10 protein-coding genes are annotated in these 11,903 nt (G+C 69.1%); 8 read left to right on the top strand and 2 right to left on the bottom strand.

Going from position 1 to position 11,903, the window contains the following annotated elements; genetic code table 11:
* Positions 1-19 precede the first annotated feature (19 nt).
* From BM345_RS25495 to BM345_RS25530, 8 genes are all read left to right on the top strand, one after another.
* Entirely contained in the window at positions 20-1,543 is a 1,524-nt protein-coding gene (locus tag BM345_RS25495; protein ID WP_175545151.1) for an ammonium transporter, read from the top strand.
* Between the two features lie 151 nt (positions 1,544-1,694).
* Positions 1,695-2,615 carry an SMP-30/gluconolactonase/LRE family protein gene (locus BM345_RS25500; RefSeq protein WP_093385448.1) on the top strand — a complete coding sequence of 307 codons (921 nt, stop codon included), beginning with the start codon at positions 1,695-1,697 and terminating at the stop codon, positions 2,613-2,615.
* A 16-nt stretch (positions 2,616-2,631) separates the two neighbouring features.
* A complete protein-coding gene (locus tag BM345_RS25505) occupies positions 2,632-3,555 on the top strand; it encodes a LysR substrate-binding domain-containing protein (RefSeq protein WP_093385666.1) in 924 nt (307 codons plus the stop codon).
* Positions 3,556-3,658: 103 nt separating this feature from the next.
* Entirely contained in the window at positions 3,659-5,320 is a 1,662-nt protein-coding gene (locus BM345_RS25510) for an L-lactate permease (protein WP_093385451.1), read from the top strand.
* Between the two features lie 58 nt (positions 5,321-5,378).
* Positions 5,379-6,881: an FAD-linked oxidase C-terminal domain-containing protein gene (locus BM345_RS25515; RefSeq protein ID WP_093385453.1), complete on the top strand. Its 1,503-nt coding sequence runs from the start codon at positions 5,379-5,381 to the stop codon at positions 6,879-6,881.
* A 13-nt stretch (positions 6,882-6,894) separates the two neighbouring features.
* A complete protein-coding gene (gene glcE / locus BM345_RS25520; protein WP_093385456.1) occupies positions 6,895-8,007 on the top strand; it encodes a glycolate oxidase subunit GlcE in 1,113 nt (370 codons plus the stop codon).
* 16 nt (positions 8,008-8,023) lie between these two features.
* Positions 8,024-9,256, top strand: coding sequence for a glycolate oxidase subunit GlcF (gene glcF / locus BM345_RS25525; protein WP_093385459.1), 1,233 nt, complete (start codon positions 8,024-8,026; stop codon positions 9,254-9,256).
* A 93-nt stretch (positions 9,257-9,349) separates the two neighbouring features.
* Positions 9,350-9,823: a hypothetical protein gene (locus BM345_RS25530; RefSeq protein WP_093385462.1), complete on the top strand. Its 474-nt coding sequence runs from the start codon at positions 9,350-9,352 to the stop codon at positions 9,821-9,823.
* Positions 9,824-9,839: 16 nt separating this feature from the next.
* On the opposite strand, the gene BM345_RS25535 is transcribed toward BM345_RS25530, so the two are convergent.
* Together BM345_RS25535 and lplT are read right to left on the bottom strand one after the other, a co-directional pair.
* Positions 9,840-10,325 carry a glutathione peroxidase gene (locus tag BM345_RS25535; protein WP_093385464.1) on the bottom strand — a complete coding sequence of 162 codons (486 nt, stop codon included), beginning with the start codon at positions 10,323-10,325 and terminating at the stop codon, positions 9,840-9,842.
* Between the two features lie 159 nt (positions 10,326-10,484).
* Complete coding sequence (gene lplT, locus BM345_RS25540; RefSeq protein ID WP_093385467.1) at positions 10,485-11,789, bottom strand: lysophospholipid transporter LplT; 1,305 nt, start codon at positions 11,787-11,789, stop codon at positions 10,485-10,487.
* Positions 11,790-11,903: the final 114 nt, after the last annotated feature.

Here is an 11,903-nt window from a genome sequence, read left to right on the forward strand (position 1 = left end):
CAGGCAAGAAAGAATCCCAATGAAGAAACTGCTCATTTCCCTCGCGCTCGGCCTGAGCGTGCTCACCGCCGGCGTGTCCAGCTTCGCCCAGGCCCCGGCCGCGCCGGCTGCTGCCGAGGCACCCGCCGCCGCAGCTGCGGCCCCCGCGGCCGCTCCCGCCGCAGCGGCGCCCGCAGCCGCGGCACCGGCCGCCGCCGAGGCCGCACCGGCCGCACCCAAGTTCGACAAGGGCGACGTCTCCTGGATGCTGGTCTCCACCCTGCTGGTCATCATGATGACCGTCCCCGGCCTGGCCCTGTTCTACGGCGGCCTGGTCCGCAGCAAGAACATGCTGTCGGTGCTGATGCAGATCATGGTCACCTTCTCGATGATCGTGGTGCTGTGGCTCATCTACGGCTACAGCCTGGCATTCACCGAAGGCAACTCCTTCATCGGCGGCTTCGACAGGCTGTTCATGAAGGGCATCTTCGACGCCTCCACCGGCACCTTCGCGCCCGGCGCCACGTTCAGCAAGGGCGTGTACATCCCCGAACTGCTGTTCGCGGCCTTCCAGGCCACCTTCGCCGGCATCACCTGCTGCCTGATCGTGGGCGCCTTCGCCGAGCGCATCAAGTTCTCGGCCGTGCTGCTGTTCATGGTGATCTGGTTCACCTTCAGCTACGCGCCCATCGCCCACATGGTCTGGTTCTGGATGGGCCCGGACGCCTATGCCAGCAAGGACGTGGTCGACGCGATGAACGCCAAGGCCGGCCTGATCTGGCAATGGGGCGCGCTGGACTTCGCCGGCGGCACCGTGGTGCACATCAACGCTGCCGTCGCTGGCCTGGTGGGTGCCTACTGCGTGGGCAAGCGCATCGGCTACGGCAAGGAAGCCTTCACCCCGCACTCGCTGACGCTGACCATGGTGGGCGCCTCGCTGCTGTGGGTGGGCTGGTTCGGCTTCAACGCCGGCTCGGCGCTCGAAGCAGGCACCAGCGCCACGCTGGCCTTCATGAACACCTTCTCCGCCACCTCCGCTGCCGTGCTGGCCTGGTGCATCGGTGAAGCGCTGATGCGCGGCAAGGCCTCGATGCTGGGTGCCGCTTCCGGTGCCGTCGCCGGCCTGGTGGCCATCACCCCGGCCGCCGGCAACGTGGGCCTGATGGGCGCCATCGTGATCGGCTTCGTCGCCGGCTTCGCCTGCCTGTGGGGCGTCAACGGCCTCAAGAAGATGCTGGGCGCGGACGACTCGCTGGACGTGTTCGGCGTGCACGGCGTGGGCGGCATCGTCGGCGCGCTGCTCACCGGCGTGTTCAACAACCAGGCGCTGGGTGGCCCCGGCCTGGTGGGCGACTGGGTCACGGCAGCCGTCACCTCCAACGGCATCCTCGACCAGGTCTTGATCCAGCTGAAGGCCGTGCTGCTGACCATCGTGTGGTCCGGCGTGGTGGCCTTCATCGCCTTCAAGATCGCCGACCTCACCATCGGCCTGCGTGTGAGCGAAGAAGAAGAGCGCGAAGGCCTCGACATCTCCTCGCACGGCGAGACCGCCTACAACCGCTGATACAGCGTTCCGCCCCGCGGCGACCACCGCCGCGGGGACGACAAAGAGCAATCACTGCAAGTCTCCACTTGGATGTTTGCCCGCCAGAGCCTCGGCTCCGGCGGGCACTTTTTTTTGGCTGCCGCCCACCCTCGCGCAACAATAGGCGCCCATGTGGCAGACCCTTTCGAATTCGCAGTGCGAGCTGGGCGAATCGCCTTTCTGGCATCCGCAGGAGCAATCGCTCTACTGGCTCGACATTCCCGGCCGCGCCGCCTTACGCACGCGCGGCGACATCGCCGATCCGCGCATCGAACGCTGGCCCCTGCCCACCGAGCCCGGCTGCATCGCACCGGCGCGGCGCGGCGGCCTGGTGATTGCGCTGCGCGACGGCATCTACCGAGCGCATGAATGGGGCGGGGCGCTGCAGCCCGTGGTGCGCGTCGACCACGACGTGCGCACCATGCGCTTCAACGACGGCAAGTGCGATGCCTACGGGCGCCTCTGGGTGGGCAGCATCAACGAGGCCAAGGATGCGGCCAGCGCGAAGCTCTACTGCCTGGACGCCCGTGGCGGGCGCGAGCCCCGGCTCGCGGTGATGCAGGAGGGCGTGACCACCGCCAACGGCCTGGCCTTCTCGCCCGACGCCCGCACGCTGTACTGGGCCGACACCCCCACGCACCTGGTGCGCGCCTGGGACTGGGAGCCGCAGGCCAACACGCTGCAGGGCGAGCGCGTCTTCCACCGATTCGCCGCCAAGCCCGAGGGCTGGACCGTGGAGCAGCCGGCCGGCTACGGCGGCCGCCCCGACGGCGCGAGCGTGGATGCGCGCGGCAACTACTGGGCCGCGATGTACGAGGGCGCGCAGCTGGTGCGCCTGGGCCCCGACGGCGCGTTGCTCGATGCCCTGCCGGTGCCGGCGATGTGCCCCACGATGCCCTGCTTCGGCGGCGAAGACCTGTGCACGCTCTTCCTCACCACGGCGCGCCACGGCCGCCCGCCGGCCGAGCTGGCACGCCTGCCGGACTCGGGCAGCGTGCTCCATCGGCGGGTGGACGCGCCCGGCCTTCCGGTGGCCTTCTTCGACGACTAGGGTGGCGCTGACGGCCATGTCCTACCGCGCCATCCCGCCCATCCAGTGCCTGGTCACCTTCGAGACGCTGGCGCGGCTGCGCAGTGCCAGCCGCGCGGCCGACGAGCTGTGCGTCACCGTGAGCGCGGTGAGCCACCGGGTGCGCCAGCTGGAGGCGCACATCGGCTTCCGCCTCTTCGCGCGCGGCGACTTCGCGCTCACGGCCGAGGGCGCGGCCTACCTGGCGCAGGTGCGCGCCGGCCTGGGCACGCTGCAGCACCTGCCGGTGCGCCGCGGCGGCGAGCAGCCCACGCGGCTGAAGGTGGCCGTCACGCCCACCTTCGCCCGCACCTACGTGATGCCGCGGCTGGAGACCTTCCGCACCGCCTACCCCGAGGTGGAGCTGACCTTGCAGGTGTCCATTCCGCTGCTGGACGTGATCGCCGAGGACGCCGACCTGGAAGTGCGCTTCGGCGCCGGCGGCTACGCCGACCGCGAATCGCGGCTGGCGGCCAGGGGCGAGGTCACGCCCGCCTGCAGCCCCAACTTCCTGGCCGAGCACGGCCCCTTCACCGGCTTCCGCACGCTCTCCGAGGTCAGCCAGACCCGCCTGATCCGCAGCCCGCTGGAGCCCTGGAGCAACTGGTTCTCCGCCTGCGGCCTCCAGCTTCCCGAGCCCGACGTGGGCGCCCAGTTCAACGACCTGGGCCTGGTCTACGACGCCGCCGCGGCCGGCTTCGGCGTGGCGCTGGTGCGGCTGGACATGGGCGCGGGCTGGTTCGACAGCGGGCGGCTCATCCGGCTGTCCTCGCGCTCGGTGCCTTCGCCCAACGGCAACTACGTCTGCTGGAAGCCCGGCACGCTGGAGCGCTGGGAATGCGCCGCCTTCGTCGACTGGCTGGTGCAGGGGGCGGGCGCGCCGGTGCGCCCGGGCGACGAAGAAAACTCAACGCCGGCCTGAAAAATCTTCAAGACAGGCGTAGGGTGGGCGCCCTACATTCACGGCCGGGGCCGAAGAAGCCCCCCATTCCGAACATCAAACACAAAGAAACGGAGACACCGCCATGACGTGGCAGCAGATATACGACCCCTTCGGCAACATGATCATTTCCACGGCGCTGGCGGCCATCCCGGTGGTCGTGATGCTGGCCGCCCTGGGCTTCTTCCACATCAAGGCGCACGTCGCCGCTGGCATGGGCCTGCTGGCCGCCGTGCTGGTGGCCGTCTTCGCCTACGGCATGCCGCTGGACATGGCCGGCCGCGCGGCGGTGTTCGGCGGGCTCACCGGCCTGCTGCCCATCGGCTGGATCGTGCTGAACATCATCTTCCTGCACCAGCTCACCGAGCAGAACGGCAGCTTTGCAGTGCTGCAGGACTCGCTCTCGGGCGTGACCGAGGACCGGCGCATCCAGCTGCTGCTGATCGCCTTCTGCTTCGGCGCCTTCTTCGAGGGTGCGGCCGGCTTCGGCACGCCGGTGGCGGTGACCGCGGCCATCCTGATCGGCCTGGGCTTCTCGCCGCTGGCGGCATCGGGTCTCTCGCTGATCGCCAACACGGCGCCGGTGGCTTTCGGCGCCCTGGGCACGCCGGTGATCACGCTGGCCAAGGTGCACGGCTACGACCTGATGGAAGTCACGGCCATGATCGGCCGCCAGCTCCCGTTCTTCTCGCTGCTGGTGCCCTTCTGGCTGGTCTGGGCCTTCGCCGGACGCAAGGGCATGATGGAGATCTGGCCGGCCATCCTGGTGACCGGCGTGTCCTTCGCGGTGCCGCAGTACCTGGTGTCGAACTTCATCGGCCCCGAGCTGGTGGACATCATCGCGGCCATCGTCTCCATGATCAGCCTGGTGGCCTTCCTGCGTGTGTGGAAGCCCAGGAAGGTGTGGACCTCGCCCTCCCTGCGCGGCCACGACCCGAGCGCTGCCGAGGCCAAGCCGCCGCAGCCGGTGCGTCAGCACAGCCGTGAAGAGCTGATGCGCGCCTGGATGCCCTGGCTGATCCTGTCGGTGTTCGTGTTCGTCTGGGGCCTGCCCGCGGTGAAGACCTGGCTCAACGGCCTGTTCTCGCCTTCCTTCCCCATCAACGGCCTGCACAACCTGGTCGAGAAGATGCCGCCGGTGGTGCCCAAGCCCACCAAGGAAGGCGCGGTCTACGTGCTGAACCTGCTGTCGGCCACCGGCACCGGCATCCTGCTGTCGGCGGTGGTGAGCGCCTTCCTGATGAAGTACAGCCCCGTGGCCATCGTGCGCACCTTCTTCAAGACGCTGTGGCTGGTGAAGTACTCGCTGCTGACCATCGTGCTGATGCTGGCGCTGGGCACGCTCACCCGCTACTCGGGCACCGACACCACGCTGGGCCTGGCCTTCGCCAACACCGGCGTGCTCTATCCCTTCTTCGGCACGCTGATGGGCTGGCTGGGCGTGGCGCTCACCGGGTCGGACACGGCGTCCAACGTGCTCTTCGGCGGCATGCAGAAAGTAGCGGCCGAGCAGCTGGGCCTGTCGTCCAATTTGATGGGCGCGGCCAACAGCTCGGGCGGCGTGATGGGCAAGATGATCGACGCGCAGTCCATCGTGGTGGCTTCCACCGCCACGCGCTGGTTCAACCATGAAGGCGACATCCTGCGCTACGTGTTCTTCCACTCGATCGCGCTGGCCTGCCTGGTGGGCCTGTACGTCACGCTGCAAGCCTACGTGTGGCCGTTCACGCTGATGGTCGTGCACTGAGCGGCGACAGCGGCCCGGCCGGCGGCCGGGCCTGGATGAACAGAACAAGGAGACCACGATGAACGCTCCGCTCACTCCCCGCCAGGAAGGGGCCCTGTCGCGCACCGAGCGCCAGGCCGAGGTGGTGCGCGCCCTGCAGGCGGTGCTGCCGGCGCATGCCCTGCTGTGGCAGTCCGAAGAGACCGTGCCCTACGAGTGCGACGGCCTCACCGCCTACCGCACGCGGCCGCTGGTGGTGGCCCTGCCCGAGACCGAAGAACAGGTGGCCGCCGTGCTGCGCACCTGCCACGGCCTGGACGTGCCGGTGGTGGCGCGCGGCGCGGGCACCGGCCTGTCGGGCGGCGCCATGCCGCACGCGCTGGGCGTGACGATGTCGCTCGCCAAGTTCAACAACATCCTGAAGATCGATCCGGTGAGCCGCACGGCCGTCGTGCAATGCGGCGTGCGCAACCTAGCCATCAGCGAGGCGGCGGCGCCTTACGGCCTGTACTACGCGCCCGATCCGTCGAGCCAGATCGCCTGCACCATCGGCGGCAACGTGGCGGAGAACTCGGGTGGCGTGCACTGCCTCAAGTACGGCCTCACGCTGCACAACGTGATGCGGGTGCGCGGCTTCACCGCCGAGGGCGACGCCATCGAGTTCGGCTCCGAGGCGCTGGACAGCGCCGGCCTGGACCTGCTGGCGCTGGTGATCGGCAGTGAGGGCATGCTGGCCGTCACGGTGGAAGTGACGGTGAAATTGGTGCCCAAGCCGCAGCTGGCGCGCTGCATCATGGCTAGCTTCGACGACGTGCGAAAGGCCGGCGACGCGGTGGCGGCGGTGATCGCCGCGGGCATCATCCCCGCCGGCCTGGAGATGATGGACAAGCCCATGACGGCGGCCGTCGAGGACTTCGTGCAAGCCGGCTACGACCTCACGGCCGAGGCCATCCTCCTGTGCGAATCCGACGGCACGCCCGAAGAGGTGGAGGAAGAGATCGGCCGCATGAGCGAGGTGCTGCGCAGCTCCGGCGCCACCGCCATCACCGTGAGCCAGGACGAGGCCGAGCGCCTGAAGTTCTGGAGTGGCCGCAAGAACGCCTTTCCGGCATCGGGGCGCATCAGCCCCGACTACATGTGCCTGGACTCGACCATTCCGCGCAAGCGCCTGGCCGACATCCTGCTGGCCATCCAGCAGATGGAGAAGAAGTACGGGCTGCGCTGCTGCAACGTGTTCCACGCGGGCGACGGCAACCTGCACCCGCTGGTGCTCTTCGATGCCAACGACCCCGACGAGCTGCACCGCTGCGAGCTGTTCGGCGCCGACATCCTGGAGACCAGCGTGGCCATGGGCGGCACCGTGTCGGGCGAGCACGGCGTGGGCGTGGAGAAGCTCAACAGCATGTGCGTGCAGTTCAGCGCCGAGGAAAACGAGCAGATGTTCGGCGTCAAGCGCGCCTTCGACCCCAAGGGCACGCTCAATCCGGGCAAGGTGATTCCCACGCTCTCGCGTTGCGCCGAGTACGGCAAGCAGCTGGTGCGCGGCGGACGGCTGCCGCACCCCGAACTTCCCCGCTTCTGAAAGAACAAGAGACGTGGCGGCACTGGACGACATCATCGAGCGCATCCGCGAAGCGGGCGCCAAGGGCACGCCGCTGCGCATCCGCGGCGGCGGCAGCAAGGACTTCTACGGCGGCGCGCTCGCGGGCGAACTGCTGGACACGGCGGGCCACAGCGGCATCAGCAACTACGAGCCCAGCGAGCTGGTGGTGACGGTGCGTGCGGGCACGCCGCTGGCCGAGCTGGAAGCGCTGCTGGCGCAGCAGGGCCAGTGCCTGCCCTTCGAGCCGCCGCGCTTCGGCCTGGGGCAGGGCACGGTGGGCGGCATGGTGGCGGCCGGCATCGCGGGGCCCTCGCGCGCCAGCGTGGGCTCGGTGCGCGACTACGTGCTGGGCGCCACGCTGGTCAACGGCCGCGGCGAGCTGCTCAGCTTCGGCGGGCAGGTGATGAAGAACGTGGCGGGCTACGACGTCTCGCGCGTGCTGGCCGGCTCGCTGGGCGTGCTGGGCGTGATCGCCGAGCTCAGCCTCAAGGTGCTGCCGGTGGCGCCGGCCGAGGCCACGCTGGCCTTCGAATGCACGCAGGCCGATGCGCTGCGCCTGCTCAACCAGTGGGGCGGGCTGCCGCTGCCGCTCAACGCCAGCTGCTGGGCGGAGCAGGATGGCCAGGGCTGGCTCTACCTCCGGCTGCGCGGCGCCCAGGCGGCGGTCGAGGCCGCCTGCCACGGCCTGGGCGGGGAACGCGGCGACGCCGCCGAGGCCGCCGCCAGCTGGACCGCGCTGCGCGACCAGTGCATCCCCTTCTTCGCCGAACGCGCCAGCGACGAGGAGCTGTGGCGCGTGTCGGTGCCGCAGACCGCGCCGGTGCTGGCCATTGCCGGCGCGAAGCCGCCGCTGGTCGAATGGCATGGCGGCCAGCGCTGGTACCGGGTGCCGCGCGGCCAGGCGACGAAGGTGCGCGAGGCAGCGCGTGCCGCCGGCGGCCATGCGACGCTGTTCGCCGCCGCGAGTGCCGACGCCGGTGCATCGCGCAACGCCCAGCCCTTCGACAGCCTGAGCCCGGCGCTGCAGAAGATCCATGCCGCGCTCAAGCGGGAGTTCGACCCGCACGGCATCTTCAACCGCGGCCGGCTCTACGCCGACTATTGATCGAGAACGCCCTTCGATGCAAACCGAACTCGCTCCCGAATTCCGAGGCACGCCCGAAGGCGAGGAGGCCGAAGCCATCCTGCGCAAGTGCGTGCACTGCGGCTTCTGCACCGCCACCTGCCCGACCTACCAGCTGCTGGGCGACGAGCTGGACGGCCCGCGCGGCCGCATCTACCTCATCAAGCAGGTGATGGAAGGCCACGCGCCCACGCGCGCCACTCAGCTGCACCTGGACCGCTGCCTGACCTGCCGCAACTGCGAGAGCACCTGCCCCTCGGGCGTGCAGTACGGCCACCTGGTGGACATCGGCCGCAAGGTGGTCGATGCCAAGGTGCCGCGGCCGGCGGGGCAGCGTGCGCTGCGCTGGGCCTTGAAGGAAGGCCTGCCTTCGCCGCTCTTCGGCCCCGCCATGGCGCTGGGCCAGAGCGTGCGCGGCCTGCTGCCGGCAAAGCTCAAGGCCAAGGTGCCGCCGCGCGAGGACGCCGGCGCGTGGCCCACCCGCACCCATGCGCGCAAGGTGCTGCTGCTGGCCGGCTGCGTGCAGCCTGCGATGGCGCCCAACATCAACAGCGCCACGGCGCGCGTGCTCGATGCCGCCGGCATCCAGGGCGTGGTGGCACCCAAGGCCGGTTGCTGCGGTGCGGTGAAGTTCCACCTCAACGACCAGGAAGGCGGCATGGCGCAGATGCGTGCCAACATCGACGCCTGGTGGCCGATGGTTGAACGGGGCGAGGTCGAGGCCCTGGTCATGAACGCCTCGGGCTGCGGCGTGACGGTGCGCGAGTACGGCCACACGCTGCGGGGCGATGCGGCCTATGCGCAGAAGGCCGCGCGCATCAGCGCGCTGACGCGCGACCTGAGCGAGCTGCTGCCCGACCTGGTGCCGGTGCTCAAGGCCCGCGTGAAGCCGCCGGCCGGCGTGGTCGCCTACCACCCGCCCTGCACGCTGCAGCACGGGCAGAAGTTGCGCGGCGGCGTCGAGACGCACCTGCGCGCGCTCGGCTTCGACATCCAGGTGGCGCAGAGCGAGTCGCACCTGTGCTGCGGGTCGGCCGGCACCTATTCCGTGCTCCAACCCGAGCTGAGCTACCAGTTGCGCGACCGCAAGCTGGGCCACCTGAAGCAGCTGCAGCCCAGGGCGATCGTCTCGGCCAACATCGGTTGCATCACCCACCTGCAAAGCGGCAGCGGCGCCACGCCGGTAAGCCACTGGGTGGAACTGCTGGACGCGGCGCTGGCCACGGCCTGAACGTACTACAGGCATTGCAGGCCCGGTCCGACGCGGGCGCGCGGCCCTGCGGGGCACCATGGGTGGATCACAGGACTCCTGAAAGGAGTTGCCATGTCAAAGCCCAACCGCATCCAATCCTGGCGTTTCAGCTTCGCAGCCTTGTGCTGCGCCTTGGGGGCAGCCGGCGTGCAAGCCCAGCCCGAGCCACCGGTGACCATGCCGGCGGAGAAGGTCTCCCCACGCATCATTCCGGCCGAGGTGCCTGCCAGCAACGCCTCGGTGGCTGCGCGCCACCGCTGCGGCGGCGTCGGCTCCGACGAGTCGACCGCGATGCGGGCGCAAATGAAGGAACACCCGCTCTCGCTGCTCTTCGCCGCCAGCGGCGGTGCCTATCTGGCCGACGTCGACGTCGCCATCCAGGGCCCGTCGGCAGTTCAGCCGCTCATGTTCCGCGCCAACGGCCCGGTCTGCCTGGTCGACCTGCCGGCCGGCAGCTACACGGTGGTGGCCACCAGCGGCGGCGTCAGCAAGAAGGAAAGCGTCACCCTGGGCGCAGGGTCCAAGACGCTGGACTTCCGCTTCTGACCACCTGGGCGAGCGCTCAGGCCGCGGCCAGCGCCGCCTCGATGTCCTTGGCCAGCCCTTCGGGCTTGTCGATGGGCGCGTAGCGCTTGATCACCTTGCCGTCGCGGCCCACCAGGAACTTGGTGAAGTTCCACTTGATCGCCTTGCCCAGCAGCCCCGGCTTCTGCTCCGTGAGCCACTGGTAGAGCGGCGCCGCGCCTTTGCCCTTGACCTCGATCTTCTCCATCATCGGAAAGCTCACGCCGAAGTTGCGCGTGCAGAACGCGCCGATCTCCTCGTTGCTCCCCGGATCCTGCCCCCCGAACTGGTTGCTGGGAAAGCCCAGGACCGTCAGCCCCTGGTCCGTGTAGCGCTTGTACAGCGCCTCCAGCCCCGCGAACTGCGGCGTGAACCCACACTCGCTCGCCGTGTTCACGATCAGTAGCACCCGCCCCCGAAACGCCGAGAGCGGCGCCGTCTGGCCGTCGATGGTGCGTGCTTCGAAGTCGTAGACAGTGCTCATGGGTCACCTCGGAAAAGGAGCGCCAGTTTAGGCGCGTGGGAGGTTAGCGGATGAAGCCAGTGCCGCACCGGGGAACTGGCTTTGCCAGGCCCCAGGTGGGGTCTCCCCCTCGGGGGGTGGCGAATTACACGCAGCGAAGCGAAGTGAAAAGCCGGGGGGCTAATGGTGTTTATCGCTGCGAGCAATGGCCAGCAGGTGCTCGACCTCTTCCGGATACTTGCGCAGGTTGCTCTGGTGCCAGCGGCGGATCAGCCACATGAAGCCGGCGACCAGGGCGCCGAAGGCGCTGATGGCCGTGTAGGCCGACAGGCCCAGGCCGGTGCAGGCGCTGTAGAAGGCGCCCAGCAGCAGGATGCAGGACTGCTCGTTGAAGTTCTGCACCGCGATCGAGCGGCCGGCGCCCATCAGGTTGTGGCCGCGGTGCTGCAGCAGCGCGTTCATCGGCACCACCAGGAAGCCGCCCAGCCCGCCCAGCAGCACCAGGAAGGGCACGGCCAGCCAGACGTTGTCGATGAAGTTCATGCCGATCACCAGCACGCCCATGCCGATGCCCATGGGGATCACGCTGGTGGCCATGTCCAGCCGCATGCGCATCGAAGCGACCACGGCGCCGATGGCGGTGCCGATGGCCACCACGCCGGTCAGGGCCGAGGCCTGCGCCGTGTTGTAGTCCAGCGCCAGCGCCGCCCAGGCCAGCACGATGTACTTGAGGTTGCCGCCCGCGCCCCAGAACAAGGTGGTGGTGGCCAGGGAGATCTGCCCCAGCTTGTCGCGCCACAGGCGCGAGTTGCAGTGCCAGAAGTCGGGCAGCAGGGCCAGCAGGTTGCGCACCATGCCGTGGTCGCGGTTGGAGCGCAGCGGGCGCATCTCCACGCCGGTGTGCGGGATGCGGGTGTTGAACCAGGCAGCCAGGGCGTACACGCCGATCAGCACCGTGATCGCCGCCTCGGGCGGCGAGTTGACGCCGGTGTCGATCATGGGGAAGTCGAAGGCCAGCAGCCGGCTGGAAACCGGGTGCCCCACCAGGATGCCCCCAAGCACGATGCCCAGGATGATCGAGGCGATGGTCAGCCCCTCGATCCAGCCGTTGGCCTTGACCAGCTGAGAGGCTGGCAGCAGTTCGGTCAGGATGCCGTACTTGGCCGGCGAGTAGGCCGCCGCGCCCAGGCCGACCACCGCATAGGACAGGAGCGGATGCGAGCCGAACAGCATCATCAGGCAGCCCGCCACCTTGATGGCGTTGCTGATGAACATCACCTTCCCCTTGGGCAAGGCGTCGGCGAAGGCCCCCACCAGAGGCGCCAGCGCCACGTAGAACACCGCGAAGATGGGAACGAGGGCAGCGCGCTGCCACTCGGCCGCACCTGCACTACGCAAGAGTTCGACGGCCGCAACGAAAAGCGCTTGGTCGGCCAGTGACGAAAAAAACTGGGCCGACATGATGGTGTAGAAACCGCGCTTCATCGATGGGCAAGATGGCCAGAGGGCGTCTCGTGGCGGTAGTGGAGTTCTGTCCCCTACTTTGAGGGGTGCGTGGTTATAGCATGGGGGTACGGTGCCAAAATGACCGCGTCTTCC

It is taken from the genome of Variovorax sp. OV329 (assembly GCF_900114785.1).
Lineage (GTDB): Bacteria > Pseudomonadota > Gammaproteobacteria > Burkholderiales > Burkholderiaceae_C > Variovorax.

What these genes read in the sequence shown, in the direction of transcription:
- BM345_RS25535 (WP_093385464.1), bottom strand. Translation starts at nt 10,325, where the DNA reads ATGAGCACTGTCTACGACTTCGAAGCACGCACCATCGACGGCCAGACG.
- BM345_RS25515 (WP_093385453.1), top strand. Translation starts at nt 5,379, where the DNA reads ATGAACGCTCCGCTCACTCCCCGCCAGGAAGGGGCCCTGTCGCGCACC.
- BM345_RS25495 (WP_175545151.1), top strand. Translation starts at nt 20, where the DNA reads ATGAAGAAACTGCTCATTTCCCTCGCGCTCGGCCTGAGCGTGCTCACC.
- lplT (WP_093385467.1), bottom strand. Translation starts at nt 11,789, where the DNA reads ATGAAGCGCGGTTTCTACACCATCATGTCGGCCCAGTTTTTTTCGTCA.
- BM345_RS25530 (WP_093385462.1), top strand. Translation starts at nt 9,350, where the DNA reads ATGTCAAAGCCCAACCGCATCCAATCCTGGCGTTTCAGCTTCGCAGCC.
- BM345_RS25510 (WP_093385451.1), top strand. Translation starts at nt 3,659, where the DNA reads ATGACGTGGCAGCAGATATACGACCCCTTCGGCAACATGATCATTTCC.
- BM345_RS25500 (WP_093385448.1), top strand. Translation starts at nt 1,695, where the DNA reads ATGTGGCAGACCCTTTCGAATTCGCAGTGCGAGCTGGGCGAATCGCCT.
- BM345_RS25505 (WP_093385666.1), top strand. Translation starts at nt 2,632, where the DNA reads ATGTCCTACCGCGCCATCCCGCCCATCCAGTGCCTGGTCACCTTCGAG.
- glcF (WP_093385459.1), top strand. Translation starts at nt 8,024, where the DNA reads ATGCAAACCGAACTCGCTCCCGAATTCCGAGGCACGCCCGAAGGCGAG.